Here is a 26,406-nt window from a genome sequence, read left to right as displayed (position 1 = left end):
GGTCCCTGATGTTTGGGGTGCCGCTTGTCGGCGATCTATAAAGGGGCAATGAACAACCCTGACCTTGCCAATCCGACGAATGATCTGGGATCGCATATTCGCGATCTTGATCGCATGCTCTCAACGCTAGCCGGGATCGAAGCGCGCGCCAGCAAGGTGCAGATCGCACCTGGCGAAGTGGTGTACCGCGACGCGCATGACGCCTACCACCACATCACTACAGGCGCCGTGCTTTCCGCTTACGGTGTTTCGGCACATTACGCGCGTCGCCTCGATGGCTTTCTCGCCCTCGACATTCTGAAAGCGTTGAACGACGAAAATCTCTTCAACGAATGGAAAGATTCGTTCACGCGGAAAAGGACCGTCGGCGAAGCCTTGCTCTGTTTTTTGGATCGCGCAGCAGCGTTCCTCGAAGCGAAAGGCCGACACGCAGAATGGCGTCGCAGGTTCGACGCCTACATGAGAAAGACCGAGGGCTTCCTCGCTGCCCTCGATGACGAGAAGCGGGCAGCGATGCTTCGCAAGCCAGCGACGCGGAAACAGATCTCCATGGTGCGTTACACCTGCGAGTGTCTGCGCCTCGATTTTCCTGCGCTGGAGAATCGCTGGATAGCATTCGCATGGCTTCGCGATATCGGAGCCAACCCCCGCTACCGCGAGGTGCATCCGTGACTGTCACCTGGCGGCGCCCAGATGGCGAGCGCGTGACGCTTTCCACGCTAGCGGACTTCTCCGTGGCGCTGGAAAATATCGAAGCCGAGACAGCCAAGGCGCGACAAGAAGGGCGCTATACCGACATTGCCCTGCTCAACGCCGATTATCAGCAAATTTTCGCGCGGTGGAGAATTTCGCAGCGGGCCGAACTCCAAGCTGACGAGACACATCTTCATCATTCGCTCGAAATCGTCGAGAAACGCCTTGCATGGTGGCGTGAGCTGTCGGTTACCGACGATTACGACGAGCCGATCGAAGTCTCGAAAGCGCAGATGGCGATCTTTGCCCCGGGGAAGATGTCACCTGCAAGCTGGGACGAGGCGAAGGCCGCTATCGCTTGGATGCCCGAGTATCGTCTCCCCGACGATATCGACTTGGTGAGTGGGATCGCCAAACTCGAACAGCTTCTTGAAGCGGGCCGGACACTGCAGCCGTTATTCAAAGATTTTATCAGACAGCTCGGCGACACGACTTTCACCGAAACGGGCTGGACGGAATTTCGAAAGGAGCGCTGGAATATCTTCGTGCAGGCTGTCCGCACTTACAATGAGATCGCGGAGCGGATCGATGCCTAGAAAGCTTCCCGGTCTTTCGCCAGCCTCACCGGGTATGTTGGTCATAGCCGAACTGATCGGTGGGGCGATCACTGCTCAAGGTATGAATAGCGCCACTTTTTCCAAGGCGAGACGCCGCACAAGTACCGCACTTGATCGCGCGTTTGCTGCATGCTCGTCTATGCACCCTGCCGGAATGAGAATTCCGCTTATCAAGGGTTCCAAGCTCGATAAGGACATAATCGCTGCGGCGAAGCGGATCGACCAGAACACCAAATACGCCGAGCGGGGCTATCCGAGCGAGAAGGAGTTGGAAAAGCTTTGCGACTTCCGGTTCCGGCACCTCGACGTATACCACCGTGGCGAATGGCTTCAGCACAGGAAAGCGATGGACCCGACTGCCGAAGAGGCTTTGCGGGTTTGCCATCATCCGACTTCGAGAGACGTAGCTTCTGCATTTCGAGTTCTCTATGAGAACGATCGGTTGCGCGCTGGAAATTGCAAGGCACTGGAATACGCTTGGCGACGCGATTTTGGTCGTCTGCGCAGAAGCCTGGAAAGGATTGAACTCACCTCGACCGGCGGCTTCGCCAGCAAGTTCGCCATGCTGATCGATGCATTAGGTGTCCGGGGGGCGGTCCTCTACGTCCTCGAGCAGGCCTTCGAGTTTGAACGAACATTCGAATACGTTGCTGCACATCTGATCGATTTTCGGAACTTGAGGGGTGGCCTCGGCAAGAAGGGTCTCATCTTCGGCGATCAGGATCCGAACATGATCCACCTAGCGCTCAGCATGAAGCAGCGGATCAAGCCAAGAGACTGGGACGGACACGCGCGTCTCAATTACGAAATTTTGAAAAGCGCACGACTGGATCATCACCAGGCGCAGGCTCCCGAGGGCGATCGCTGGCACCTCGTCCTCGGCAGGCCACCGCTGCACTTCATCACGCAGTACCTCTTCCATACCCACGACCGCTTTGCACCATATCTTCCCGCCGTGGCCTCTTCGCGCTTCTCGCTGAATTCCGCGATCTTCAGAATTGCATTGAACATCCTTGCACATATCGACGCGGATGAGGCCCAAGCAGAATTGGTCGCGCGCATCTCGCATGCCAATGAGCGCGAACGTCCGAATGGCGGTACGAGATCGAAAGGTGGGAAAGAGCTTCCTTCTCTGCTCGAGCGTGCAATTCCACGCGACCGGTTCGATCCATTCTCATCTCGGGGTTCTGATCTGCCGTTCCAGCAGATCGACGATCCGGATTGGGCCGACGGTTATGTTGCAAGACTGCGAGACCGATATGACAAGCTGTTGGCCAACGGCTTGGTCGAAGAGGAAAAGAATCCGTTCGCTAGGGCGTTTCCGTTTGCCCAGGGATGGTCGAGATCGCGAGTGACGACAGCCTTAGAGCGCGTTTGGTATAGAGCCCGATATGCGCTTGAAACCTTGGATCCTCGCTATGCGTATCCAGGCCATCGTAACGGGCACCCCCTCGGCGCTCGGGAAATCGACCTATCCCTATCACTAGCAGCCGATTTGGTTGAAACACCCAACCCCATGAGCAAGGCGAGATCTCTCGGACTACCAATCCACGGCGTCACGACCTGGATACCCCAGGCGGACGCGTGGTGACAAAAGCGCATGAGCTAAGCAGAGCTAATTGAGATACTAAGTCCTTGATATATAAATACTTGCAAGACGAAAGTTCCACCAAAACTCATTTATCAAGGCACCTGAATCTGCATAATTTCCCAGTCCTCTTGAACGACGAGGACTGCCATGACCCCTTCCACCACGCCCGCCCCTCCCCACGGCAATTTCTCGGGGAGCAGCAAAACGCCGTCAGGTGATAAATACTCGACCGCAAAGGCAAGCGAGATTTCTTGCCGCGCGGACATCTACGAACGCCGACATTACGATACGAGGGATATCGAGGCGCAGCACCTCCGGGCAACCGAGCCCCACAATTGGAGGACGTTTCCCGTCGTCATCGGTGTGGATGGATACCGTCTTATAGATGGCGGGAGTCTCATCGAGGCAATCTGCCATATCGATCCCGAGACGGAAGTCCCGATCGAGATCGTCAACGTGGCGGAGGGGCTGCGTATTCGTAGCCAGAACAATGCAAGTTCGTCCCGCCCGGAACCCATGGCAAGGGCCCGCCGTGCGCTCATTCTGCGGAACGAAGGATACACGAACGCGCAGATCGCCGTATCCGTCCGGTGAAGGCCGCAGCGTGATGCCGACCGGAGTGTAGGTCGGGTTACGCGGCGATCGCGTTCGGACGGGGCGCCCAGTTCCAGGGCAGGAGTTCGTCGAGCCGGGTGGCAGGATGATCGGCGATGCGCGCGAGGACATCGGCAAGCCATGCCTGCGGATCGACGTCGCCCAGCTTCGCGGTCTGGATCAGGGTGTAGATGATGGCGGCGCGTTGCCCGCCACGATCGGATCCGCAGAACAGCCATGCCTTGCGGCCAAGCGCCATCGCCCGTTCATTCTGCCCATGTCGGCGAAGAGCGGGAAGTTCACTATCCTTGGCATCCCTATTTCGGGCGGAAAGTCAGCGTACGGCGGGTAGAGGAGCGAGCGACGGGGCGCTTTCTCAAGGTCGAAGGCCCATCTGGCATCGTCGTTTCGATGCCTGGTTGGATGGTTGATCCGGTCGCCTGCTCCAAGATGAGAATCGGCCCGCCCCAAGTTGATGTTGCAGCGCTTTCCGATTTGAAGAGGCTGGTCACCGCGGTCGCTGCTTCACCAAACTCCCAACGCGATGATGGAGTCGCATTGGAGGAAGTCGATGAACAAGCACGACACGCCCGCACCGGCCTCGGGCAGACAGATGAGCCTGATCTTCGAGCCCCGGAGGGTGGACGGGATGAGCGAGGCGGAACGGACGAAGGCCGTAATCACGCTTGCTCAAATCCTGATGCAAGCCGCTGGCCTCGTCGTCGAGGAGCTCGGCGATGACCGGCACTGATTTAATCCCGGCGCAACTGCTGAAGCGCAAGGCCGTCGTCTACGTGCGACAATCGACACAATCCCAGGTCATGACCAACCTGGAAAGCCAGCGGCGGCAATACGACCTCGTCGACAGCGCACGTCAGCACGGTTTCACCGATATCGAAGTCATCGACGATGATCTCGGACGATCCGCGAGCGGAACCGTTGCGCGGCCCGGCTTTGATCGCCTGGTCGCATCATTGTGCGCGGGCAAGGTGGGTGCCGTGCTGTGCCTCGATGCGTCAAGGCTCGCGCGAAATGGTCGCGACTGGCACCATCTGCTGGAACTGTGCGGGCTCGTTGAAGCCCGTGTCATCGATCATGATGGCGTGTACAATCCTTGCCAGCCCAACGACCGCCTACTCCTGGGAATGAAGGGCAGCATCAGCGAGTTCGAGCTCGGCGTTCTCAGGACGCGAATGCTCGATGCCGCGAGGTCGAAGGCGCGCCGCGGCGAATTGCGGTTGTCTGTCCCGTTCGGCTACATCTGGCACCGCGAAGCGGGCCTGGGACTCGATCCCGACTTACGCCTTCAGGAGGTAATCCGGCTCATCTTTGCGCGCTTCCGAGAGCTGGGCAGTGCGCGTCAGGTGCTGTTGTCTATGAAGGCCGATGGAATCCACTTCCCGCGGCCTTCGGACGAAGGCCGCATGACCAGCTTCACATGGTTACCTATCCGCTATCGCAACGTCATCGCCGTCCTCAAAAACCCCTTCTATGCAGGTGTTTACGTCTACGGGAAAAGCGAAAAGCGGACTACCATTGTCGATGGGCGAGCGCGGCGAAGCTACGGGCATGGCAAGCCGGTCGGAACCTGGGAGGTGTTCATCAAGGAGCACCACGAGGGCTACGTCAGCTGGGAAGAATACGAGCGCAACCAGAAGCAGCTGGCCCTCAACAACTATGGCCGCGCTGGCGGCGTAAAGTCAGGCCGAGGCGGCAAGGCACTGCTGTCAGGGATCATGACGTGCGGACGGTGCGGGCGGCGACTGAGCGTTGCTTACACCGGTAACCCGCAAAGTCGGCCAGTCTACCGCTGTGACAAGCCGAACCTGATGATGGGCTTACCTCGATGCATGACCTTTGGCGGTCTACGAGTGGATGCAGCAGTTGCGCGCGAACTGCTGCGCGCGGTAGAACCCTTGGCGATCGAAGCCGCGTTCGAGGCGGAGCGGATGAACCGGGAACGACAAGAAGAGCAGCGCCAGATCCTCGACCTGGAACTCCAGCAGGCGCGCTACGAGGCCAGCCTAGCCGAGCGCCGCTACGCAGCTTGTGATCCCGATAATCGCCTGATAGCGGCGCAGCTGGAGAAAAACTGGGAAATCGCGCTCCGTCGCGTGCGGGACTTGAAGGCTCGCCAGCCTGCGGAAGGGCCCTCGACCATCGAGGCCGATCCAAATGCCTTCGCCAATCTGGCGGAAAACCTGTCGGCGGCCTGGAACGCTCCGGATGTGACGATGCGCGCTCGCCAGCAAATGCTACGTACAATGATCGCCGACATCGTCGTCGATGTCGATGATGCCGTGCGTGACGTCGTGCTCACGATCCATTGGCGGGGCGGCCAGCACTCGGAACTGCGGGTTCGCAAGCCGAAAGCCGGCGAGCACGGTTGTGCAACAGCGGAGGATGCGCTGGAGGTGATGCGCAGCATGGCGGGCCGTTGGTCCGACGAGCATATCGCCGCGACGCTGAATCGGATGGGCTTGCCCACCGGCCAAGGCAAAACCTGGACGGCGCACCGGGTCTACTCTGTTCGGCGCGTGCGAGGGATCGATGCCTATCGGTCTGCGGTGAAAGACGGCGAATGGCTCACCATGACTGAGGCGGCCAAAGCGCTTGGCACCTCAAGCCATACGATAAGACTTCTCATCAAAACCGGCGTGCTTCCGGCAGTGCAGGTCGTACCGCGCGCACCGCATCAAATCCGCTCCGCCGATTTGATGTCGGAAGCGGTAAAATCTGCGATGGCCCGAAAGGGTCGCCCGTGTCGCGTTGTTGACGCGGACATGCTTCCAATGTTTACAGATACTTGAATACGGAGTGCATAATGAAACACGCTTCGGGATGCAGCGCAGCGCGCGCTCGGCGGCGTTGTTGGTGAGGCAGATGCGGCCATCGTCGAGGAAGCGGGTGAACGCATCCCAGCGCTTCAGCATGTAGAAGCAGGCCTTGGTGAGGTCATGACCGCGCGATAGCTTGGCGACCTGCGCGGTAAGCCAGGTGTGGAGCTCGGCCATCAGCGGCGCGCTGAGTTCCTGACGGACTGCGAGCCGCTCGGCAGGACTCTTGCCGTTGATGCCGCGCTCGATGTCGAACAGGGCGTCGAGACGCTGCACGGCTTCGAGCGCGATCGGATAGATCATGCTGCTGCGCTGGCCGCGGCTCTTCTTGCGGGCTGAGCTCAGGACATCGGCGAGCTCGAAGAACTTGCGCCTCGCATGAGCAAAGCAGCCCGCTTCCAGCACGGGACCGGGGGCGCGGTCCCCGCGATAGAGATCGTTGTAGCCACTATAGGCATCGGCCTGCAGGATGCCGGACCATGCCGCGAGATGGGCTTGCGGGTGCTCGCCGCGCCGATCGCGCGAATAGTGGAACAGGGCAGCTGGAGGATCGGTGCCTGCAAAGGGACGATCATCGCGTACGTAAACCCATAATCGCGCCGTATCGGTCTTGCCCTTCGCCATGACCGGCACGGTGGTATCGTCACCGTGGATCCGGGTTGCAGCCAGAACATGCGCCTCGATGAGCTTGTAGATCGGCATCAGCGCATGGGCAGCTGCCCCGACCTGATCGGCAAGAGTCGAGAGGCTGAGCGGCACGCCTTCGCGGGCAAACCGCTCGGCCTGGCGGTTGAGGGGCTGGTGCTGTCCATACTTCTCGAACAGGAGCATCGCGAGGAAGCTGGGTCCGGCCCATCCGCGGGGCACCACATGGAAGGGCGCGGGGGCCTGCGCAATCTTCTCGCAGTCGCGGCACGAGAACTTCTCGCGCACCGTCTGGATCACCTTCCACGAGCGCGGGATGACCTCGAGCGTCTCGGTGACGTCTTCGCCGAGCTTCGAGAGCCGATCCCCACCGCAGGCCGGGCAGGAACAGGGCGCAGGCACCACGACGCGCTCGCGCGGCAGATGCTCGGGGAACGGCTTCCTTGTCGGGCGCTTGCGCTCGAAGGCGGTGACCGTGGCGGTCTTGGCCGCCGCTCCCTCGGCGATCAGGTCGTCTTCGGCGGCATCAGCCTCGAGCTCTTCGAGCTGCAGCTCCATCTGGTCGAGCAGACGGCGGCTGCGTTCGGCGCTGGGGCCATACTGCTCGCGCTTGAGCTTGGCGATCTGCAGCTTGAGGTGAGCGATCAGCGCCTCGATAGCGCTCTGGTGGGCCATGGCGTTGGCAAGCCTGGCCTCTGCCTCATCGGCCTTGCGGGCCATCGCCACCACCAGCGCCTTGAGCGCTTCGACATCGTCCGGAAGGGGCGAAATGGCGGCTTCCATAGACCGGAGTGAATCATCATCCACCCTCTGCTGCAAGGGCAAAACACCGCCTCGCGCCGATTATCCGGCGCTCTGCGGCCGCCATGTATACTGCGGGCTGCGCCAGTCGATCCCCTCCAGCAGGCAGGCCAGCTGCGAGGGGGTCAGCGACACCGTTCCCTCAGTCGCTGAGGGCCATACGAACCGGCCCTTCTCTAGCCGCTTGGCGTAGAGCGACATGCCGATCCCGTCGTGCCAGATGATCTTGATCAGCGAGCCTGCGCGGCCACGGAACACGAACAGATCGCCGCCGTGCGGATTACGCTTGAGACCCTGCTGCACCAGCAGCGCCAGGCCCTGCATGCCCTTGCGCATATCCGTGTGGCCGAGCGCGATCCACACCCGCGCGCCCGAAGGGATCATCGCAGCCCCTTCAGCGCCGCAGCGACCAGGGCCGGCGGTGCCGCCGCGAAAATGCTCAGCCGCTTGCCGCGCGGCAGGTCGATGATCATCGCGGGGTGCTCGGCAGCGCCGGCCGCCATCACATCTTCGTCGATCACCGCTTCGGCGAACACCGGCGTCGGAAGTGCCTCGGGCAGCTCTGCTTCCCGCTCCACGCCTGCATCGAGCAACTTGCGCCGCCAGGTGTAGATCAGCGCCGAAGAAATATCGTGCCGTCGGCACACCTGGGCGACGCACGCGCCCGGCGCGAAAGCCTCGGACAGGATCTGCAGTCGCTCCTCATCGCTCCACCGCCGCCGCCGCTCCGGCCCCGAAAACACCGTCACCTGACCCATCGACCACTCCTAAGCACGCTCACAAGAGCACGCTTAAGAGCGCTCGATACCTATCCACGCAAGGCGGCCCTCGCCGGAGGGGTACAGATCGCCCGGGAATTGCGCGTCCTCGAAGATGACGCGGTGCTGACCGACGCGCGCATCAATCAGTTGCGGGGTGCGGCCGAAGCCGAGGAAAGATTTCAGCATCTCAGCGAGATCATCGCGTCCCCGGCGCACACGCCGGTCCGCTTCTATGAAGTGCTCAAGGCGACCTGCGACGCGCGTGAAAAACTCGACATGGAGTCGCCGGTATCTAACGGTCCCGCTCGCCTCGCCATCTTCGCGGCGGAAGTGAAGAGCCTCGTCGAGGCCGGCGAGCCGATGGAATACCATGAGATCGAGAAGCGGCTCAAACTCGTCGGCCGACGCGAGTTCAAGCGCCGTGCCCGCCACATGGGCGAGGAAATCTTGGTGCCGGGAAGCAGGGAGGTCATGTGGCTCGAAGCAGATCGTAAGGGTGGGCCCGTCGCCAACCTGCCGCAGTCCTTCACGCCCTCCGAAACTAAGGCCGTGTTCGAAGTGATCCTTGAGGCAGTGGCCGAAGTGTTGGCCGCCCGGACCGTATCCGGCGCGAACTGATTCGGATCGAAACGGCAGCGACGGATCGGATGCTGGCGATGGCAAGGGATGATAGACCCTCGCATGCGCGCAAGACCGCGCTGCCGCTCGACAACGCACATGCAGAAATCGAGTGGCTGGCGTCTCCATCGGATGATCTCCTCGCGCGCTTGCTGCTCGAACTTATTGGCGAGGACGGACTGAAGGAGATATTCGATGAATGATGCCGTTGGATACATTCGTTGTTCCCACATGGACGCGCCTGCGATGACACGCTCTATCGCTGTGCAGAGCGAAAGAATAAGGTTGATCGCAGCCATGCGTTCCCTGCGCCTGTATCGCGTTTTTATTGATATTGGAGGAGGCTGTTCGGTTCTATCCGAGCGCGAGCGCATGCTGAATTGCATTACTTGCGATAATATAGATGCAGTGATCGTGGCGGGGAAAGATCGTCTGGCAAGAGAGTATAGCGACTATTTTCGTATCCTCGGCAAACTGGATGCGCTTGGTATCGAGTTCATCTGCGCAGACGAGGAAAGGGAAGCGCTGCTCGATAGGCATGGGTAAGATGGCATGGCATCTCGCTGGTTACGAAGAATGAAACGGCAGAGGAGATAACGTGGGAAATAGGGCTTCACCGGATCGGCGAAAGGCATACGCGTATGTCCGTGTCAGCACGGCCGAGCAGGCCCAGCATCAGACCTCGCTCCGGCAGCAGACAGTCGATCTCAAAAAATACTGCACTCAGAACGACATCGATCTCATCGAGATCTTTGTTGAACCGGGACTGTCCGGCTCCGACTGGAAAAGACCGGAATTCAACCGAATGATGCTTCTCGCTACCGGCGATGATCATCCGGTCGATTGCATTATCGCCTGTGATATGGCCCGCCTCGCCCGCGACGTGGAATTCACGGTAATTACGCAGGGACAACTCCAGCGCGCTGGGGTGCAGTGCCTGTTCGTCTACCAGAGGTTCGAAGACAACCATTTCGGCATGTTGCACAAGCTGCTGACCAGCTGGCAGGATCAGGATGCTATCGTTAAGGCATCAATGAATACCCGAAGGGGTCTCCGAGGGACCGCCGAGGAGGGTTTCTGGGTCGGAGGGACCGTTCCCCTTGGCTACGAGTCCCGAACAGTCGAAGTGCGTTCGAAGAAGGAGAAGAAGAAGCTCTTTTTGAACGCGTCCGAAGCGGCCCTCGTTCGGATGATATTCGACCTTGCGGAGAAAGGTCTGAATGGTAGCCCTTTGGGGGGCCGGGCTATTGCCGAATACCTGAACAAACATGGCTACACCCGCCGTGGGAAGAAATTCTACAATGCGACTGTCGCAGGCATCCTGTCTCGCCCCCACTACCTCGGCCGTTTTCCAGGCAACAAGTTCGACGAGTTCGGCAATCTCCTGCCGGAGGAGGAATGGACTTGGGTGGACTGTCCGCAGCTTATCACTCAGGAACAATTCGACCGCGTTGCAGCGCTCAGGGAAGAGCGGGCACCGCGAAATACGCCTCCACGGGTAGTAAGCGGTCCGACGCTTCTCATCGGATTAGCGGAATGCGAAGCCTGCGGTGCGGGAATGACAATCAGGACAGGAAAGGGTGGCCGATATCGCTACTATTCCTGCAATTCGAAAGTGAACCGGGGTGCATCGGCGTGCGATTGTCCCAACGTACGGGCTGAGAAGCTGGACGAACTCGTTCTAGGCGAAGTCGCTGATAGGGTATTCGGGGAAGAGCATCTCGAACCGTTGCTCACGAAGGTGCTCGATACTTCCGATGAGGGCCGTCAGCGCAAGCTACAAGAATTGGAACAGTGCGAGGCGAAGTTAGCAGACGCCCGTCGCCGTCTTTCTAATCTGCACGACGCGATTGAGACTGGAGCAGTTTCTCCTCGCGATCCGGACATCACGGCCAGGCTGAAGCAACGACGTACGGAGATCGATGGTCTTAATACGACTGTCACGACGCTACATCAGCAGCTCGAGCGTGGGCCTGCTAGTATCACTTCAGCCGCAGTCCAAAGATTTGGCGACATTGTTCGCCGAGAGCTGAAGCACGGCAAGGACGAGGCGCGCCAGCAGATTGCTCGTGCCTTTATCGAGAAAATCCGCATTGGCCTGAAGGTCGAAATCTCGGGGCAGACGGACGCATTGGCGCACGGCGCTGCGTCGGTTGCCCGATCAACGAGCGAGGTGCCCATCTTTGACCGGAAATGGTGCGGTCGAGAAGACTCGAACTTCCACGGGCTTTCGCCCACAACGACCTCAACGTTGCGCGTCTACCAATTCCGCCACGACCGCATCCAAAAGAGAGGGGCAGGCCCGGGAATTCCCGGCTGCCCCGTGGTAGGCGCGTGCCATTAGCAACGTCGCTGCCCCCGTGCAACCGGCAAATGCATCGATGTGAAAAGGCGCTTGTGCGCATGGCGGATTTGCGCGTGCAGGCAGCCCCGCGCGCACGAAAAAAGGCGATCAGCCGGGTTTCCAGCCGATGTCGACGATCCGGGCCGAACGCGGCACGTCGGTCACCATCTGGCTGACCTTGACGCTTTCGCCGGGGCCAAGCTCGCTGCGGCTGGGTTCCATTTCCCAGCTATAGACGATCCGCTCCTGCGAATCGCGCAGCACCACCAGCACAGGGGGCACATGTTCGGTCCGGCTGCCGGTATTGGTGATCGTGCCGCTGGCGGCGAACAGCTGGCGGCCATTGGGCAGCTCGCGGCGGTCCTGTTCGTCGGCGGGGAAATCCAGCACCAGCGATTCCGACGCGGGCGCAAAGGTCGCCTGGCCCACGGGCAGCCACGCGGGCGCACCGAAATAGCGCACCGCGCCATAGACCAGCGCAGCCGCCAGCACGACCAGCAGCGCGCAGATCAGCAGCAGGCGCTTCCACCGGCTGCGCGGCCGGTCACCTTCGTCGAGATCCTCGAACTCGGCATCGACCGGTTCCGCCGCCGCAGCGGTGAAGGCGGGATTGCTGGCGCGCGGCGCGGGCTCTTCCTCGACCTCGGGCTCCGGGACGTCCGGTTCGGCATGATCCGCTTCGGGTTCGACCAGCTGATCACCGGGGGAAGCGGCCCAGCCGGTGCGGGCAGTCTCGGTGGTCGTCTCAGGCTCGACGGTCTGGGTGTCGCCCATGTCGGCCCAGCCGCGCGGGGCGGGCGGGGGATCGCGCCATCCGGCCTGCGCGCCTTCGGTTACGGGTTCGCGGGACGCCTGCGCGGTTTCGCGCATCGGTTCCATCGCGGAGGCGGCATCGGACGCGGATACGCTTTCCGCCGTGACGGCGTCTTCCGCCACGTCCTCCGTGCCGGGCTGATACCAGCTGTGCCGGCATTTGGCGCAGCGAACGGTGCGGCCATGGGCGCCGATGGCGGTTTCGGGAACCGCGTAACGCGTGTGACAGGCGGGACATGCGATCTGCATGAGGGGAATCTAAGCGCTAGACGCGAATCAGGGCAAGTGTTGCGCAGCGAAGGGTTAACGATCGCGGTGTGTTATCCACATCAACGGGTCGGCAAGGGCTCGATTGCGCGTCGCAGATGCTATTGAAAGCGCCGAGACGGGCGGAAAATCCTGCCCGGCCCCCTGACGGGAAGAATTATGCAGGCGACAGGCAGCGGATCGTCCCGGCCCGAGCGAGGGCCCGACGGCGCTTTCGGACAGGCCCAGCCGCCCGGGCCCAGGGCCGCACATCCACAACCCCCGCGCGAACCGCAATCCCCGCGCGAACCCATCGTGCGGTTCGAGAACGTGGGCCTGCGCTATGGCACCGAGCGCGAGGTGCTGTCCGACATCTCGTTCCAGCTGCACCGAGGGCGCTTCTATTTCCTCACCGGCCCCTCGGGCGCGGGCAAGACCTCGCTGCTCAGGCTGCTCTATCTGGCGCAAAGCCCGTCGCGCGGGGAAATGACTTTGTTCGGCGAGGACGCGGCCAATCTGCCGCGGGCGGCCCGGCCCGCGCTGCGGCGGCGCATCGGCGTGGTGTTCCAGGATTTTCGGCTGGTCCCGCATCTGACGGTCTATGACAATATCGCCCTGCCGCTGCGCCTTGGCGGGGTGAGCGAGGAGGAGATGACCGGCCCCGTCGACGACATGATCGACTGGGTAGGCCTGTCCGCCAGCCGCAATGCGCGGCCCGAAACGCTGTCCGGCGGCGAGCAGCAGCGCGTCGCCATCGCCCGTGCCGTCATCACCCGGCCCGACCTGCTGGTCGCGGACGAGCCGACCGGAAATGTCGATCCCGACATGGCGGTCTGGCTGCTGCGGCTGTTCGGCGCGATGAACAGGCTGGGCACCACGGTGGTTCTGGCGACGCATGACATGACGCTGATGGGACGGATGAAGGACGCATCGGTCATGCGGCTGGAGCGTGGGCGGCTGACCGACCCGACCGGCGCGCTGCGCAATCCGCCGCAAAGCTGGACGCCGTCCGAAGAGAATGGCGAGCCATGGTAGGGGGTGTGTGGTCTCCCGGCCGGCACGGGCTGCGTACGCGACTGTCGTCGCTGAACGTCGATCCGGCGCGCTGGTCGCTGCGGGCAGGGTCGGACCCGATCATCAAGCAGCGCGCGATCGCCGGGCCGGTGCCGTGGGTGATCGCGATCATGACCGCGCTGACCGTGATCGCGGCGGCGGGCGGGCTGGCACTCGGCTCGATCGCGGCGGCGGCGGGGCAGGAACTGGCGGGCGGGGTGACCGTGCAGATCGCCGGCCCGCCCGAAGCCGAAGCGGCGCGTCAGGCGCAGGCGGTGGTAGACGCGCTTTCCGGCAGCGACGGCGTGGAAACGCTGCGCCGCCTGCCCCCCAGCGAACGTGCCGCGCTGATCGAACCGTGGCTGGGGGAGCTGGGGCTAGATGAAAGCGGGGCCGATGGCGGTGCGGACGACAGCCTGCTGGTCCTGCCCGAGCTGATCGAGGTGCAATTGTCCGGCCCCGCCGACCCGGCGGCGCTGGACGGCCTGCGCGCGCGGATCGCCGGGACCGCTCCCGATGCGCTGGTCAATGCCGATACCGGCTGGCTGGCGCCCGTGGGCCAGGCGATCGAGGCGATGCAATGGCTGGCGCTGGCGCTGGTGGGCCTGCTGGCGCTGGCGACACTGGCGGCGGTGCTGCTGGCCAGCCGCAGCGCGCTGGCCGCCAATCGCGACATCATCGAGCTGATGCACCTGCTGGGCGCGGCGGACCGGCAGGTGGCGCAATTGTTCCAGCGCGCGGCCATGGTGGGCGCGGGCATCGGCGGCGCGGCGGGCTTCGTCGTGGCGGTGGTGGTGATCGCCGGGCTGGGCGGGCGCTTCACGGCGCTGGGGCCGGGCGCCGCGGGGGAAGCGGCCGGCGGGCTGCACCCGCTGCACTGGCTGCTGCTGGCGCTGATCCCGGCGATGGCGACCGCGCTGGCGGCGGTCACCGCGCGGCTGACCGTGCTGGCGACGCTGCGCCGCATGGTCTGACCGCGCGCAATGCTGAACTGACGACATCTGCATCGCGGCGATTGCCCAGCCGCCTCGCGCGCCCTAAAGCCCGCTGGTCATGATCCGCCGCATCCTGTCCTTCCTGCTGCTTGTATGGGCGATCGGCTTCATCTGGTTCGCCGCGCTTCCTCCCCGTCCCGCTGGTGACGAGAAGACGGACGGAATCGTCGTGCTGACCGGCGGCGCGGGCCGGATCGAACGCGGGGTCGAGGCGCTGCGCGAGGGCTGGAGCCCGGCGATGCTGGTCTCGGGCGTGGGGCGCGAGGTGAAGGACGCCGAGCTTGCCGCCCAGTTCGACATTCCCGCCCGGCTGATGCGCTGCTGCATCACTTTGGGCTATGACGCGGTCGACACCCGCACCAATGCCGAGGAAACGGCGGCCTGGATCGCGGCGAACGACGTGACAAGCATCCGCCTCGTCACCGCCGACTATCACATGCGGCGCGCCGCGTCGGACCTGCGCCGGCAGGTCGGCTCGGACGTCACCATCCTGCGCGACGCGGTGCATACCGAGCCTTCGCTGGCGATGCTGTTCCTTGAATATCACAAGCTGCTGATCGGCTGGGTCGCGGCCCTGTTCGACCTTTAGGCACCGGCGGGATGGCATGGCTTCGCACGATCGTGTTCGCGGGCATCTTCTATGCCGGATCGCTCATATTCGTGCTGGCAGCATCGGCGGCGGGCGTTTTCTCGCACACCGGGCTGATGCATGTGGCCGAGGGGTGGTCGCTGTTCCACCGCTGGTGCGTCACTCGCCTGCTGGGCATCACCATCCGGATCGAGGGCAAGCGGCCAGAGGGGCAGGCGTTCTACGTGCTGCGGCACGAAAGCTTCTTCGAGGCTATCGACCTGCCGACGTTCCTGCCGCGCTATCCGGTGCCCTTCGCCAAGATCGAGCTGATCCGCATCCCGCTATGGGGCGAACTGGCGGCGCGCTACGGCGTGGTGCCGGTCGACCGTTCGCGCGGGGCGGCGGCGCTGCGCGACATGAAGCGCGCGGCAGACATAGTGAAGCCGACGGGCCGCGATTTCGCGCTGTTTCCCGAAGGCACGCGGGTCGATGTCGGCACGTCGCCGCGGATGCAGTCGGGCCTGTACGGCATCTACCGGCTGCTGAACCTGCCGATGGTGCCGGTCGCGGTCGATAGCGGCAGGCTGTATCACCAGATGCCCAAACGGCGCGGCACCATCACCTATCGCATCGGCGAGGCGATCCCCCCCGGGCTTGACCGGATCGAGGTGGAAAACCGCGTGCGCGACGCGATCAACGCGTTGAACGCGAATTACCGCGCGGACGATCAGCCCGGCTGATCGCCGCCGCTCGCGCCCCCCGTCGCGTCCCCCCCGTTCGCACCCGCCCCATTCGCACCCCCTCCGTTCGCACCATGGTCGCGGCGTCCGAAATCGGGGCGCGCGTCGTCCTGCCCTTCCTCGATGATGGATCGGCGCACCGCGCGGGTCTGGGTGAAATGGTCGAACAGCGCGTCGCCGTCCTCCCACCGGATCGCGCGCTGCAGCGCCGACAGGTCCTCGCTGAAGCGTTGCAGCACTTCCAGCACGGCTTCCTTGTTCGACAGGAATACGTCGCGCCACATCGTCGGATCGCTGGCGGCGATGCGCGTGAAGTCGCGAAAGCCGCCGGCGGAATATTTGATCACCTCGCTGCGGGTCACGTCCTCCAGATCCGACGCGGTGCCGACGATGGTATAGGCGATCAGGTGGGGGACATGGCTGGTGATGGCAAGCACAAGGTCGTGGTGGCGCGCGTCCATGATCTCGACATTCGCGCCCAGCGCGGTCCAGAAGTCGCCGGTCCGCCGGGCCGCGTCGGCGGGCGTGTCCTGGGCCGGGGTCAGGATGCACCAGCGATTGCGGAACAATGTCGCAAAGCCCGCGTCCGGCCCCGAATGTTCGGTACCCGCAACCGGATGCGCGGGGACCAGCGGCTGGCCCGGCAGCGCAGCGGCGATCGCGCCGGCCACCGATTGCTTGCACGATCCGACATCGCTGATCACCGCCTCGGGCTTTACCGCGCCCTTTAAAGCCACCGCTGTCTCGCCCATCGCGCGCACCGGCACGCACAGCACGACGAGATCCGCGTCGGCCACCGCGCCGCGAATGTCGTCGAACACCTCATGCGCCAGTCCGCGTTCGCGCGCGCGGATCCGCACGCCTTCATCCGTGTCATAGGCGGTGACGCGGGTGCCGGGCAGCGCGGCCTGGGTCGCCAGACCGATCGAGCCGCCGATCAGGCCCAGCCCGATAATCGCGACCTGCTGGAACCGGTCCTCGCTCACGAAGCGGCCTTCGCGGCGTCGCGCAGGGCGGCGACTATGTCGTCCATCTGCGCGTCGGTGCCGATGGTGATGCGCAGCGCATGGGGCAGGCCCTGTCCCGGCAAATGCCGCACCGCATAGCCCGCCGCCGCGATGGCGTCCTGCGCGGCTTCGGCACTCAGCGCGCCGCCGAACAGCACCAGCACGAAATTCGCCTCGCTCTTTACGGCAGAGAGACCGTGATTGCCCAGCGATTCCACCTCGCTTACGAAACGCGCGCGGCTGGCGGCATTGGCCTGACGCGACTGCCGGACGAAATCTTGGTCGTCCAGCGCCGCCAGCGCCGCGGCCTGGCCCGACAAAGTGACATTGAACGGCCCGCGAATCCGGTTGAGCGCATCGACGATGCCGGGGGCGGCAAAGCCCCAGCCGATCCGCTCGCCCGCAAGGCCATAGATCTTGGAAAAGGTCCGCGTGACCAGCACGTTGTCATGCGCCCTGGCCAGCGCGATGCCGCCGTCGTCCTCGCCCTCGGCCAGATATTCGCCGTAGGCCTGGTCGATCACCAGCAGCACGTCGGCTGGCAATCCGGCATGCAGCCGCGCCATCTCCTCGGCGCCGATATAGCGCCCCGTGGGGTTGTTCGGATTGGCGACGAACACGGCGCGGGTGTTGCCGGTCACGCAGGCCAGTAGCGCATCGACATCGGTGCCGTAATCGCGGTCGGGCGCGACGACCGGGGTCGCCCCGCAGCGCCGCGTGGCGATGTCGTAGACGGCAAAGCCATAGCGCACATGGATGATCTCGTCCCCCGGACCCGCGAAGGCCTGCGCCGCCAGGTTCAGGATCTCGTCGCTGCCGGTGCCGCAGACGATCCGCGCCGGGTCAAGGCCGTGGATCTCGCCGATCTTCGCGCGCAGCGCCTTGCTGTCGGGATCGGGATAGACCGCCGGGCCCGCCGCACCGCCGCGCGCCGCCAGAGCCTTCTGGCTGGTACCCAGCGGGTTCTCGTTCGCCGACAGCTTCACCAGCGGCTTGCCGTCCGCGCCTGCCGACTTGCCGGGCACATAGGCATGGATCGCCTCGATCCACGGCTTCATGCGAGGGCCTGTGGGGGCGGGCTGGCGGCTGTCGGTGCTCATGCGCTGCGCTCTAGCTTCCCGCGCTGGTTTCGCCAATCGCGCATTTGGCGAATTCGGGCGGCAGGCCCGATCGCTGTCGTTGACAGAACGCACGCTTCGATCCAAGCGCGCCCGCATGGCCGATACCGCCGCGATCCATACCGAGAGCCATGTTCTTGCCATGGCGCAGCCGCTGCTGCTCGACAGCGGGCGCAGCCTTGCGCCGGTCGAGATCGCCTATCAGACATACGGGCGGCTGAACGCGGCCAAGGACAATGCCATCCTGGTCTGCCATGCGCTGACGGGCGACCAGCATCTTGCCAGCCCGCATCCCAAGACCGGCAAGCCGGGATGGTGGCAGCGCGTGGTGGGGCCGGGGCTGCCGATCGACACCGACCGGTTCTTCGTCATCTGCTCGAACGTGATCGGCAGCTGCATGGGTTCGTCCGGCCCGTCGAGCGCGGCGGAGGACGGCGCGCCGTTCGCGATGCGCTTTCCCGTCATCACCATTCGCGACATGGTGCGCGCGCAGGTGGCGCTGGTGGACCATCTGGGCATCGACCGGCTGCACGCGCTGGTCGGCGGATCGATGGGCGGGATGCAGGTGCTCAGCTGGGCGGCGAACTGGCCCGACCGTTTCGGCGCGGCGCTGGTGCTGGCGTCCGCGGCGCGGCATTCGGCGCAGAACATCGCGTTCCACGAGGTTGGTCGGCAGGCGATCATGGCCGACCCCGAATGGAAGGGCGGCAACTACTACTCCGAAGCGGTGGACGATCCGCGCAAGGTCGGCCCCGAAAGCGGTCTCGCCGTGGCGCGCATGGCGGCCCATATCACCTATCTGTCGGAGCAGGGCCTGACCGAGAAATTCGGCCGCCGCCTGCAGGACCGCGAGACGAAGACATTTGGCTTCGACGCCGATTTCCAGGTGGAAAGCTACCTGCGTTACCAGGGGCTGTCGTTCACCGACCGCTTCGATGCGAACTCGTATCTTTATATCACGCGGGCGATGGATTATTTCGACCTGGCGGAAGAACATGGCGCCCATGGAAAACCTGGTAACCTAGCCGAAGCCTTCGCGGGACTGAAGGCGCGCATGTGCCTCGTCAGCTTCGATACCGACTGGCTCTATCCCACCAGCGAATCGCGGCGCATCGCCCATGCGGTGAACGCGGCGGGCGCGCCGGTCAGCTTCGTCGAACTGTCCGCGCCGTTCGGCCATGACAGCTTCTTATTGGACGTGCCCGCGCTCGACCGGGTGATCGCCGGATTTCTGTGATGATGGGTTCCCTCTGATGGCCTCCCTTCGGCCCGACCTCGCCGTGATCGCCCGCCATGTCGCACCCGGCAGCCGCGTGCTCGACGTCGGTTGCGGCGACGGCGAGCTGATGGCTGCACTGGTCGCGTGCGGCTGCGACGCGCGCGGGCTTGAGATCGAGCCCGCCAATGTCGCGACCTGCGTATCGCGCGGGCTTTCGGTGCTGCAGGGCGATGCCGACAGCGACCTGTCCTATTATCCCGACAACAGCGTCGATGTGGCGATCCTGTCGCAGACGCTGCAGACCACGCGCCGCCCCGACCTGGTGATCGAACAATTGCTGCGCATCGCCCCGCGCGGCTTCGTGTCCTTTCCCAATTTCGCCCATTGGCGGGTGCGTGCCAGCCTGATGTTCGGCGGTCACATGCCGGTCACCCGGCTATTGCCCGAAACCTGGTACGACACGCCCAATATCCACCATGTCACGATCGACGATTTCCGCGCGCTGGCGGGCCGGCTGGGCCTGGCGGTGGAGCGCAGCTGGTTCCTGAAAGGCGGGCGCGTCACCTCGTCCACCGCGGCCAACCTGCGCGCCGAACATGCGGTGTTCCAGCTCGCCCGGCGCTAGCGAAACCGCGCTCCACATCAGGTTCCACGCTTCCCCACAGGGGGTGGATAAATCGCTTCGCCGCGCCGCTTGATGCGGGCCGGTGTGATAGGCATTACGCTGCGCTATGAATCAGTACGACCCCGTTCCCCTCACCATTTCCCTGGCCGACCGGGATGCCGTCCCGCGCGCGCTCCCTTCGAACGTCGAGGCGGAGGCCGCCTTCCTGGGCGCGGTGCTGATCGACAACCGGGTGCTGGAAGAACTGCCGGTCAATCTTGGCCCCGACCATTTCTTCGAACCGCTGCATGCGCGCATCTTCGAACGGATCATGGTGCTGATCGACCGCAAGGCGGTGGTCACGCCGGTGACGCTGAAACCCTATTTCGAGGAGGACGAGGCGCTCAGGGAACTGGGCGGCATATCCTATCTCGCGCGGCTGACCGCCGATCCGCATGCGCTGCTCGCGCCCAAGGAACTGGCACAGCAGGTGTTCGACCTCGCGCTGCTGCGCGAACTCGTCTCGGTCGGCCGCCAGCTGGTGACCGACGCGATGGACACGTCCGAAACGGTCGAGCCGATGCAGCAGATCGAGCGGGCCGAAAGCTCGCTGTTCAAGGTCGCCGAAGGCGCATCGACCGGCAGCGAGACGCAAAGCTTCGCCGATGCGACGCGCACATCGATCAAGATGATCGAGCAGGCGCTGAATTCCGGGGGCCATGTCTCGGGCACCACCACCGGCTTCACCTCGATCAACGAGAAGACGGGCGGGCTGCATAATTCCGACCTCATCATCCTGGCCGGCCGTCCCGGCATGGGCAAGTCGTCGCTGGCGACCAATATCGCGTTCAACACCGCGAACCGGCTGCGCCGCGATCTGGCCGACGGCATCAGCGAAGAGGAATCGGTCGGCGCGGCGGTCGCGCTTTTCAGCCTTGAGATGAGCGCGGACCAGCTCGCCACGCGTATCCTGGCCGAGAATTCGGGCATCAGTTCGCACAATTTGCGCATGGGCAAGATCAGCCGCGAGGATTTCCAGGCGCTCTCGCGCGCATCGCAGGAACTGAACGAGCTTCCGCTGTTCATCGACGATTCGCCGGGCCTGTCGATCGCGGCCTTGCGTGCCCGCGCGCGGCGGCTGAAGCGGCGGCACAATATCGGGCTGGTCGTGGTCGACTATCTGCAGCTGCTGCAAGGTTCGGGCCGCGCCAACGACAACCGCGTGAACGAGATTTCCGAGATTTCGCGCGGGCTGAAGACGCTGGCCAAGGAAATCCAGGTGCCGGTGATCGCATTGTCGCAGCTATCGCGCGCGGTCGAACAGCGCGACGACAAGCGCCCGATGCTGTCGGACCTGCGCGAATCGGGCTCGATCGAGCAGGATGCCGACATGGTCTGGTTCATCTACCGCGAGGATTACTACGTCGCCTCGCGCGAGCCGAAGCGTCCGCTGGAAACCGATGAGGCCAAGGTGCACGAAGCCCACGCGTCATGGGCAGCGGAAATGGAACGCGTGTTCGGCCTGGCCGAGCTGATCGTCGCCAAGCAGCGCCACGGTGCCACCGGCAAGGTGCGCCTGCGGTTCGAACCGCGCATCACGCGTTTCAGCGACCTCGCCGAAGACGACTACAACAGCGACTACGAATAGGGGCCCCGCGTCAGCGCGCGGCGGCGATTTCCCGCCGCGCCAGTTCCGCCTGCGCGCGGAAGATCGGATCGGCCTGCAGCCGCGCATAGGTTGCGCTGGCGACATTGCGGCCCGCCACCGTGTCGCTGTACCAATGGACGCGGCAGATCACCCGGCTCTGCCCGAAATCGTATCCGCGCCGCAGCAGCGCGTCCTGCCGGTCGGGCAGCAGTCCGGTCAGCACCAGCGCCAGCATCCAGCCGATGGCGGTATGGCCCGAAGGATAGGATCCGTCCCCGCGCAGCGCCTCTTCCTCGGCGGGCGTGCAGCTAGGGCCAGCATTCTCGGCGAAGGGGCGGACGCGGTTGTAATGCGTCTTGGCGCGATAGGTCGCCAGCCCCGCATCGGTCATCGCACGGCGCAGCAGCATTTCGGCATGCGGTTTCGATCCGTCCGTCAGCGACACGCCGGCAATCGGCTCGAACGAGGAGACGACGCCCGGCCAGCCCAGATCGGCATCGCGCGCCGCCAAGGCCTGCCGCTCATCGGGGGCGGTCAACGCATCGGCATAGGCCTGCTGGTCGGCGGCCTTGGCAGCGGATCCCGCGGCGGGCGGCGGGGGAAGCAAAGCGAGACTGTCGGGCGCATCGGCGGGGGACAGAAACCCGCGCGGTAAGGGAATCCGCTCGCTGACGACTCCCACCGCCTCGACCGTGGTGGGCGGGCTTGTCGCCGCATCGCCAACACCCGATGATGTCGCGCAGCCCGCGGGAAGCAATGCCGCGGCGATGATCAGCGATTTCACGATATCTGCCATGATGCCATCCCGCGCCAGATCGCCGCGGATCCATGGCTAAAGGGGGAGGGGCAGGCGGACCATCGGTATTTCCCCCGACAAGCCGCGTCAGGCTGTCATTCGGCAGGAATGGCTGTGGCGGTGCTTCCGGCGGCGCTTCCAGTGCCGGCGGGCGCCGTGACGGCACCCTCGGCCTCGGCCTTCTCGCGCTCCAGCTTCACGCAGTCGAGCATCTTGGCGCTCGCCATGAAAACCGAGCCGGTGCACGCCAGCATCAGCAGATAGCCGCCATAGCCGGGATACTGGTCGAGGTAATGCATCCCGCGCTCTGCCGCACCCAGCCCCAGCGCATAGGTGACCATATAGACCTCGACGCGCGTCTTGATCACGAACAGGCGGCCCAGCTTCTTCAGTTTGGCGGCGGCGAACAAGGCGGGGCGTCTCCCTCTCTCGATCCTCTGGGCGGTTGCGGTTTCGCCTTGGGGCGAGTCCTCGGGTTAACAACTTGGTAACCTTTGCTCCGGTTCCCCGCAAAAGCGTTAACCAAGTTCCTTGAGATCCAGCGCCTCGCACAGCGCCTGTCGGGCATCGCGAACCTGGTCCGCCAGCGCCTCGCTGCCTATTTCGGCTGAAGAGATCCGCTCGGGCCAATGGCTCCGAATCACGCTCTCAAGAAGGCCTGCCTTGTCCTCGTCCAGCATGAAGCGCGGGTCGATGCGGGCGGGGTCCGCGACCACGCGAAGCCGCAGGCAGGCGGGGCCTCCGCCATTGGCCATCGACTGGCGCACATCCACCGGCAGCACCTTGCGGATGGGGCCATTACCCTGGATCATAGCGTCCAGAAAAGCGCGTACCGGCTTGTTTTCCCACGCTTCGGTCGGCACGATCAGCGCCTGCACCCCCTCCGGCAGGGTGACGAGCTGCGCGTTGAAGAGGTAGCTCGAAATCGCCTCTGCAAGGCTGACCGCGCTGGCCGGAACCTCGACGATCTGCGCGGCGGGCAGCTTCTCGCGGATCGCGGCGAACAGCGCGTCCCGGTCGGCGAACGCCTGTTCATGGCAGAACAGCACATTCTCGTTAGCGACCGCCACCACGTCATTGTGGAACGCGCCCGCCTCGATCGCGGCGGGGGCCTGCTCGGCGAAGATGCAGCGCGCGTGGTCCAGCCCGTGGCGGCGCGCGATGGCGCGGAACGCCTGCTCGTGCTGGCGCGCGGGAAAGCGCCCACCGGGGCGGCCATAGATGAAGATCTCGATCCCCGGCTCGCCATGCGAGACGCCCATCCGCATATGGTTCGCCGCGCCTTCGTCGCCGAAGGTCGGCGGCACCGGGCCATGCACCGCGAAATGCGCGCTGTCGGCGAAGATCGTGCGCAGTTGCCGCAGCGTATCGGGCCATTCGATCGATCGGTGCGGCATGGTGACCAGATTGGCGACGGTCAGGTGGCAGCGCCCGTCTTCGGTGTCGGGCGCGGGTGAGACGGTGGCCGCATTGGCGGTCCACATCGAACTGGCCGACCATGCCATCGCGGTCAGCGCGGGGTCGAAATCGCCCACCGCGCATACATCGGCGAGGAACCCCGGATTGGGGCGCGGCAGCGGCAGCAGGAAACCCTGCGCCAGACCCAGACGCATATTGTGCCGCATCTTGGCGACGCCCTGCAGCGCCGCCTCGCGCGGGAAGGCGGTGTCGCCCGCGTGGCGCGTGGCGGCCAGATTGCCCAGGCTGAGCCCCGCGTAATTATGCGAAGGGCCGACGATCCCGTCGAAATTGATCTCGCGCAGCATGGATGGTCCTTTATCGGGGTGCCCAGCACAGGCGGTCGCCGGGGTTCAGCTTCAACGCCGAGGCCGCCTCCGCGTCAATCGCAAGCATGCCGTCATCCAGCGTTTCGACGCGCGCCACGGCGCAGCGGAAATCCTGCAGTTCCCCTGCCGCGACCAGCGCGCGCTGTCCCTTCGCCGCCGGGTTGGCGGCCAGCGTCGCAGGGCGGGTCTCGGCGATGGTCTTCACCTGATCGGTGCGCGCGATCATCGTGGGCCCCGCGTCGAAGATGTCGACATAGTTCTCGAAACGGAAGCCTTCGGCCTCCAGCATGCGGCGCGCGGGGCGGCCGCTTTCGTGGGTGACGGCAATCGCCTCGCGCGCCTCGTCGCTGATCATGTCCACATAGATCGGGTTCTTGGGCATCAGGTCGGCGATGAACTGGTTGCCGTGCAGCGCATTGAATTCGTCCGCGTCGCGAAAGCTCATGCCAAAGAAACGCCCCGCCACCCCGTCCCAGAACGGCGCATTGCCCTGCGCGTCGACCACGCCGCGCAGTTCGGCCAGCAGACGGTCGCCGAAACGCGCGCGGTGCATGGCGATGAACAGGTAGCGGCTGCGCGCCAGCAGCATGCCCAGCCCGCCCGCGCGCGCACCCGGATGCAGGAACAGCCCGCCCACCTCGCTCGACCCTTCCAGATCGGTGACGAGGTTCAGCATCTGGTTGCGAAAGGTCCGGTCAAGCTCGCGGCTGTGGGTCGTCAGCGTGGTCAGGCGATAGGAATAGAACGGCAAATCGCCGCCGATCCGGCTGAAGATCTGGCAGGTGCCCAGGATCCGTCCTGTCTCCGCATCCTCCAGCATCAGCACGAACAGATCGTTGCCGATTTCGCCTTCCATCGGCCGCGAAAACGCGCGCGCGCTGGCGTTCAGCTTGGCGGTCAGGGCAGCGCGGTCGGGCGGCAGGTTGGTGAACCCTCCACCGGTCAGCTTGGCCATTTCGTAAAGCGCTTCAAGATCGTCGGGACGCGACGGGCGGATGATATGGGTCATCTGTCCTCCGAAGGGTCGAGATCGGCGCCGTCGAGGTCGCCCGATGCCAGCCGGTGCAGCACCAGCGCGGACAGCCGCGCCCGCTCGGCCAGCGATTCGACGATGAGATATTCTTCGGGCGAGTGGATCGACCCGCCGCGCACGCCCATCGTGTCGACCACCGGCACGCCGCAGGCCGCGATATTATTGCCGTCGCACACCCCGCCGGTATCGCGCCGTGCCGCGACCAGCCCCAGTGCGCGCGAGCTGTCGTCGACCAGTGCGAACAGCCGCGCGGCTTGGCGGTCGATCGGCTTGGGCGGGCGCGAAATGCCGCCGTGCAGATGCGTCTCCACCTCGTGCTGCGCCGCAATCTCGGCCAGCAGCTTCGGCAGCCGCGCCTCGAACTCAGCGGCGATCTCTGGGGATCTGGGCCTGATGTTGAAGCGCAGCACCGCGTGATCGGGCACCACATTGTTGGCGCTGCCGCCCTCGATCTTCGCGGGATTAATCGGAAGTTCGTCGCGCTGCATCGCCTTAAGCCGCAGCACCAGGTCGCTGGCGGCGACGATGGCATTGCGTCCGTCCTGCGGATTACGTCCCGCATGGGCAGAGCGGCCCGTGAAGGTGACCGAGTAATTACCCGATCCACCGCGCGCACCCGCCATGGTGCCGTCGGGCATGGTCGCGGGCTCATAGGTCAGCGCGGCCAGCTTGCCGGCCGCCAGCCGCTCGATCAGCGGGGCGGAGGACTGGCTGCCCACTTCCTCGTCCGCATTGATCATCACATCATAGCCCAGCATGGATGCCAGCGGACTGCTCTCGAACGCCATCAGCGCCTCGGCGATGACGGCGATGCCGCCCTTCATGTCGGCAAGGCCGGGGCCGTTCAGCACGCCGGGTTCCAGTTCGCGGATCGACTGGAACGGGTGATCGGCGGGAAAGACCGTGTCCATGTGCCCGGTCAGCAGCACGCGCCGCTGCGCTTCGGGCCGGACCGACAGCACCAGGTGCTGGCCGCGTTCCAGCGCGACTTCGCGGCCTGCCGCGTCGATGGCGCTGACGGGGGCGGGCTCCTCCAGCCGGACCTCGCCCGGAAGCTGGGCGAAACACTCGGCCAGCAGGGCGGCCTGCCGCGCCAGCCCGTCCAGATTGCCGGTCCCGCTGTTGATCGCGCTCCACGTGCAGCACCGCTCCAGCATGCGGGCGGGATCGATGCGTTCCAGCATGGCGGCCTGCTCGGCGCTGATCGGCGATGTGTCCTCTCGTTTCATATGCAACAAGAGGTAGTTCAGCCGGCGGCGGAATGCCACCCATGGG

The 26,406-nt window shown here is 64.5% G+C and carries 27 protein-coding genes, 1 tRNA gene and 3 pseudogenes; 17 read left to right on the top strand and 14 right to left on the bottom strand.

What is annotated here, in order from left to right; all coding sequences use genetic code 11:
* The first annotated feature begins 24 nt into the window (after positions 1-24).
* From A9D14_RS11285 to A9D14_RS19510, 4 genes are all read left to right on the top strand, one after another.
* Positions 25-672, top strand: a complete 648-nt coding sequence (locus A9D14_RS11285; RefSeq protein ID WP_157668207.1) for a hypothetical protein — start codon at positions 25-27, stop codon at positions 670-672.
* On the top strand, positions 669-1,289 hold the full coding sequence (locus A9D14_RS11280) for a hypothetical protein (protein WP_157668206.1): 621 nt from the start codon (positions 669-671) through the stop codon (positions 1,287-1,289). The genes A9D14_RS11285 and A9D14_RS11280 overlap by 4 nt, the downstream gene beginning before the upstream one ends.
* Positions 1,282-2,901 carry a hypothetical protein gene (locus A9D14_RS11275; protein WP_157668205.1) on the top strand — a complete coding sequence of 540 codons (1,620 nt, stop codon included), beginning with the start codon at positions 1,282-1,284 and terminating at the stop codon, positions 2,899-2,901. Before A9D14_RS11280 ends, A9D14_RS11275 begins: the two co-directional genes overlap by 8 nt.
* Before the next feature lie 147 nt (positions 2,902-3,048).
* Entirely contained in the window at positions 3,049-3,495 is a 447-nt protein-coding gene (locus A9D14_RS19510) for a hypothetical protein (protein WP_066846469.1), read from the top strand.
* Between the two features lie 37 nt (positions 3,496-3,532).
* On the opposite strand, the pseudogene A9D14_RS11265 reads toward A9D14_RS19510, so the two are convergent.
* A pseudogene (locus A9D14_RS11265) lies at positions 3,533-3,760 on the bottom strand (transposase domain-containing protein); the annotation flags it as partial.
* A 306-nt stretch (positions 3,761-4,066) separates the two neighbouring features.
* On the opposite strand from A9D14_RS11265, the gene A9D14_RS11255 reads away from it, so the two are divergent.
* Entirely contained in the window at positions 4,067-4,246 is a 180-nt protein-coding gene (locus tag A9D14_RS11255) for a hypothetical protein (protein WP_066847877.1), read from the top strand.
* Entirely contained in the window at positions 4,233-6,305 is a 2,073-nt protein-coding gene (locus tag A9D14_RS20470; protein WP_066842370.1) for a recombinase family protein, read from the top strand. Before A9D14_RS11255 ends, A9D14_RS20470 begins: the two co-directional genes overlap by 14 nt.
* 30 nt (positions 6,306-6,335) lie before the next feature.
* On the opposite strand, the pseudogene tnpC reads toward A9D14_RS20470, so the two are convergent.
* From tnpC to tnpA, 3 genes and pseudogenes are all read right to left on the bottom strand, one after another.
* A pseudogene (gene tnpC / locus A9D14_RS11245) lies at positions 6,336-7,760 on the bottom strand (IS66 family transposase); the annotation flags it as partial.
* 60 nt (positions 7,761-7,820) lie between these two features.
* Complete coding sequence (gene tnpB, locus A9D14_RS11240) at positions 7,821-8,162, bottom strand: IS66 family insertion sequence element accessory protein TnpB (RefSeq protein ID WP_066843954.1); 342 nt, start codon at positions 8,160-8,162, stop codon at positions 7,821-7,823.
* A complete protein-coding gene (gene tnpA / locus A9D14_RS11235) occupies positions 8,159-8,536 on the bottom strand; it encodes an IS66-like element accessory protein TnpA (protein WP_066843951.1) in 378 nt (125 codons plus the stop codon). Before tnpA ends, tnpB begins: the two co-directional genes overlap by 4 nt.
* Positions 8,537-8,659: 123 nt before the next feature.
* Between tnpA and A9D14_RS11230 the strand changes: the two genes are divergently transcribed.
* The 3 genes from A9D14_RS11230 to A9D14_RS11225 are packed head-to-tail and all read left to right on the top strand — an operon-like array spanning position 8,660 to position 9,703.
* The gene (locus A9D14_RS11230; protein ID WP_157668204.1) at positions 8,660-9,157 is read left to right on the top strand and encodes a hypothetical protein; all 498 of its coding nucleotides are present in this window, start codon (positions 8,660-8,662) and stop codon (positions 9,155-9,157) included.
* Positions 9,158-9,186: 29 nt separating this feature from the next.
* On the top strand, positions 9,187-9,360 hold the full coding sequence (locus A9D14_RS19505; RefSeq protein WP_157668203.1) for a hypothetical protein: 174 nt from the start codon (positions 9,187-9,189) through the stop codon (positions 9,358-9,360).
* Positions 9,353-9,703, top strand: a complete 351-nt coding sequence (locus A9D14_RS11225; RefSeq protein ID WP_083987877.1) for a recombinase family protein — start codon at positions 9,353-9,355, stop codon at positions 9,701-9,703. Before A9D14_RS19505 ends, A9D14_RS11225 begins: the two co-directional genes overlap by 8 nt.
* 67 nt (positions 9,704-9,770) lie before the next feature.
* Here the strand turns inward: A9D14_RS11225 and A9D14_RS20075 are convergent, their stop codons facing one another.
* The gene (locus A9D14_RS20075) at positions 9,771-10,127 is read right to left on the bottom strand and encodes a hypothetical protein (RefSeq protein ID WP_066846453.1); all 357 of its coding nucleotides are present in this window, start codon (positions 10,125-10,127) and stop codon (positions 9,771-9,773) included.
* On the opposite strand from A9D14_RS20075, the pseudogene A9D14_RS20370 reads away from it, so the two are divergent.
* Positions 10,020-10,790: pseudogene (locus A9D14_RS20370) on the top strand (recombinase family protein); the annotation flags it as partial. The gene A9D14_RS20075 and the pseudogene A9D14_RS20370 sit on opposite strands and share 108 nt — an antisense overlap.
* Positions 10,791-11,351: 561 nt before the next feature.
* Here the strand turns inward: A9D14_RS20370 and A9D14_RS11205 are convergent.
* Together A9D14_RS11205 and A9D14_RS11200 are read right to left on the bottom strand one after the other, a co-directional pair.
* Positions 11,352-11,438 (bottom strand) — tRNA-Leu (locus A9D14_RS11205).
* A 171-nt stretch (positions 11,439-11,609) separates the two neighbouring features.
* Positions 11,610-12,563: a zinc-ribbon domain-containing protein gene (locus tag A9D14_RS11200; protein ID WP_066846447.1), complete on the bottom strand. Its 954-nt coding sequence runs from the start codon at positions 12,561-12,563 to the stop codon at positions 11,610-11,612.
* 309 nt (positions 12,564-12,872) lie between these two features.
* Between A9D14_RS11200 and ftsE the strand changes: the two genes are divergently transcribed.
* The 4 genes from ftsE to A9D14_RS11180 all read left to right on the top strand — a co-directional run bounded on the left by ftsE (position 12,873) and on the right by A9D14_RS11180 (position 15,919).
* Positions 12,873-13,595 carry a cell division ATP-binding protein FtsE gene (gene ftsE, locus A9D14_RS11195; protein WP_066848996.1) on the top strand — a complete coding sequence of 241 codons (723 nt, stop codon included), beginning with the start codon at positions 12,873-12,875 and terminating at the stop codon, positions 13,593-13,595.
* A gap of 5 nt (positions 13,596-13,600) precedes the next feature.
* The gene (locus tag A9D14_RS11190; protein WP_232468519.1) at positions 13,601-14,587 is read left to right on the top strand and encodes a cell division protein FtsX; all 987 of its coding nucleotides are present in this window, start codon (positions 13,601-13,603) and stop codon (positions 14,585-14,587) included.
* A gap of 79 nt (positions 14,588-14,666) precedes the next feature.
* Positions 14,667-15,197, top strand: a complete 531-nt coding sequence (locus A9D14_RS11185; protein ID WP_066846445.1) for a YdcF family protein — start codon at positions 14,667-14,669, stop codon at positions 15,195-15,197.
* 11 nt (positions 15,198-15,208) lie between these two features.
* Entirely contained in the window at positions 15,209-15,919 is a 711-nt protein-coding gene (locus A9D14_RS11180) for a lysophospholipid acyltransferase family protein (RefSeq protein WP_066846442.1), read from the top strand.
* On the opposite strand, the gene A9D14_RS11175 is transcribed toward A9D14_RS11180, so the two are convergent.
* Both A9D14_RS11175 and A9D14_RS11170 read right to left on the bottom strand, forming a co-directional pair.
* Positions 15,907-16,905 carry a prephenate/arogenate dehydrogenase family protein gene (locus tag A9D14_RS11175; protein ID WP_066846439.1) on the bottom strand — a complete coding sequence of 333 codons (999 nt, stop codon included), beginning with the start codon at positions 16,903-16,905 and terminating at the stop codon, positions 15,907-15,909. The two genes, A9D14_RS11180 and A9D14_RS11175, sit on opposite strands and share 13 nt — an antisense overlap.
* Entirely contained in the window at positions 16,902-18,026 is a 1,125-nt protein-coding gene (locus A9D14_RS11170) for a pyridoxal phosphate-dependent aminotransferase (protein WP_066846435.1), read from the bottom strand. The genes A9D14_RS11175 and A9D14_RS11170 overlap by 4 nt, the downstream gene beginning before the upstream one ends.
* Before the next feature lie 115 nt (positions 18,027-18,141).
* Between A9D14_RS11170 and metX the strand changes: the two genes are divergently transcribed.
* The 3 genes from metX (at position 18,142) to A9D14_RS11155 (ending at position 21,515) form a co-directional block, all read left to right on the top strand.
* Positions 18,142-19,281: a homoserine O-acetyltransferase MetX gene (metX, locus tag A9D14_RS11165; protein WP_066846432.1), complete on the top strand. Its 1,140-nt coding sequence runs from the start codon at positions 18,142-18,144 to the stop codon at positions 19,279-19,281.
* A 16-nt stretch (positions 19,282-19,297) separates the two neighbouring features.
* Positions 19,298-19,888, top strand: a complete 591-nt coding sequence (metW, locus tag A9D14_RS11160; RefSeq protein ID WP_066846429.1) for a methionine biosynthesis protein MetW — start codon at positions 19,298-19,300, stop codon at positions 19,886-19,888.
* A gap of 106 nt (positions 19,889-19,994) precedes the next feature.
* On the top strand, positions 19,995-21,515 hold the full coding sequence (locus A9D14_RS11155) for a replicative DNA helicase (RefSeq protein WP_083987875.1): 1,521 nt from the start codon (positions 19,995-19,997) through the stop codon (positions 21,513-21,515).
* 10 nt (positions 21,516-21,525) lie between these two features.
* On the opposite strand, the gene A9D14_RS11150 is transcribed toward A9D14_RS11155, so the two are convergent.
* The 5 genes from A9D14_RS11150 to A9D14_RS11130 form a co-directional block, all read right to left on the bottom strand.
* Positions 21,526-22,311 carry an acid phosphatase gene (locus tag A9D14_RS11150; RefSeq protein WP_066846426.1) on the bottom strand — a complete coding sequence of 262 codons (786 nt, stop codon included), beginning with the start codon at positions 22,309-22,311 and terminating at the stop codon, positions 21,526-21,528.
* Between the two features lie 95 nt (positions 22,312-22,406).
* The gene (locus A9D14_RS19835) at positions 22,407-22,721 is read right to left on the bottom strand and encodes a hypothetical protein (protein ID WP_066846422.1); all 315 of its coding nucleotides are present in this window, start codon (positions 22,719-22,721) and stop codon (positions 22,407-22,409) included.
* Between the two features lie 108 nt (positions 22,722-22,829).
* The gene (locus A9D14_RS11140; RefSeq protein WP_066846419.1) at positions 22,830-24,077 is read right to left on the bottom strand and encodes an N-succinylarginine dihydrolase; all 1,248 of its coding nucleotides are present in this window, start codon (positions 24,075-24,077) and stop codon (positions 22,830-22,832) included.
* Positions 24,078-24,087: 10 nt separating this feature from the next.
* Positions 24,088-25,107 (bottom strand): arginine N-succinyltransferase, encoded by a 1,020-nt coding sequence (locus A9D14_RS11135; RefSeq protein ID WP_066846416.1) that lies wholly within the window; start codon positions 25,105-25,107, stop codon positions 24,088-24,090.
* Positions 25,104-26,360 carry a hydrolase gene (locus A9D14_RS11130; RefSeq protein WP_066846414.1) on the bottom strand — a complete coding sequence of 419 codons (1,257 nt, stop codon included), beginning with the start codon at positions 26,358-26,360 and terminating at the stop codon, positions 25,104-25,106. The genes A9D14_RS11135 and A9D14_RS11130 overlap by 4 nt, the downstream gene beginning before the upstream one ends.
* Positions 26,361-26,406 lie beyond the last annotated feature (46 nt).

Source organism: Croceicoccus marinus (assembly GCF_001661675.2).
GTDB classification, from domain to species: Bacteria; Pseudomonadota; Alphaproteobacteria; order Sphingomonadales; family Sphingomonadaceae; genus Croceicoccus; species Croceicoccus marinus.
This window is presented reverse-complemented; position numbering and strand designations above follow the sequence as displayed.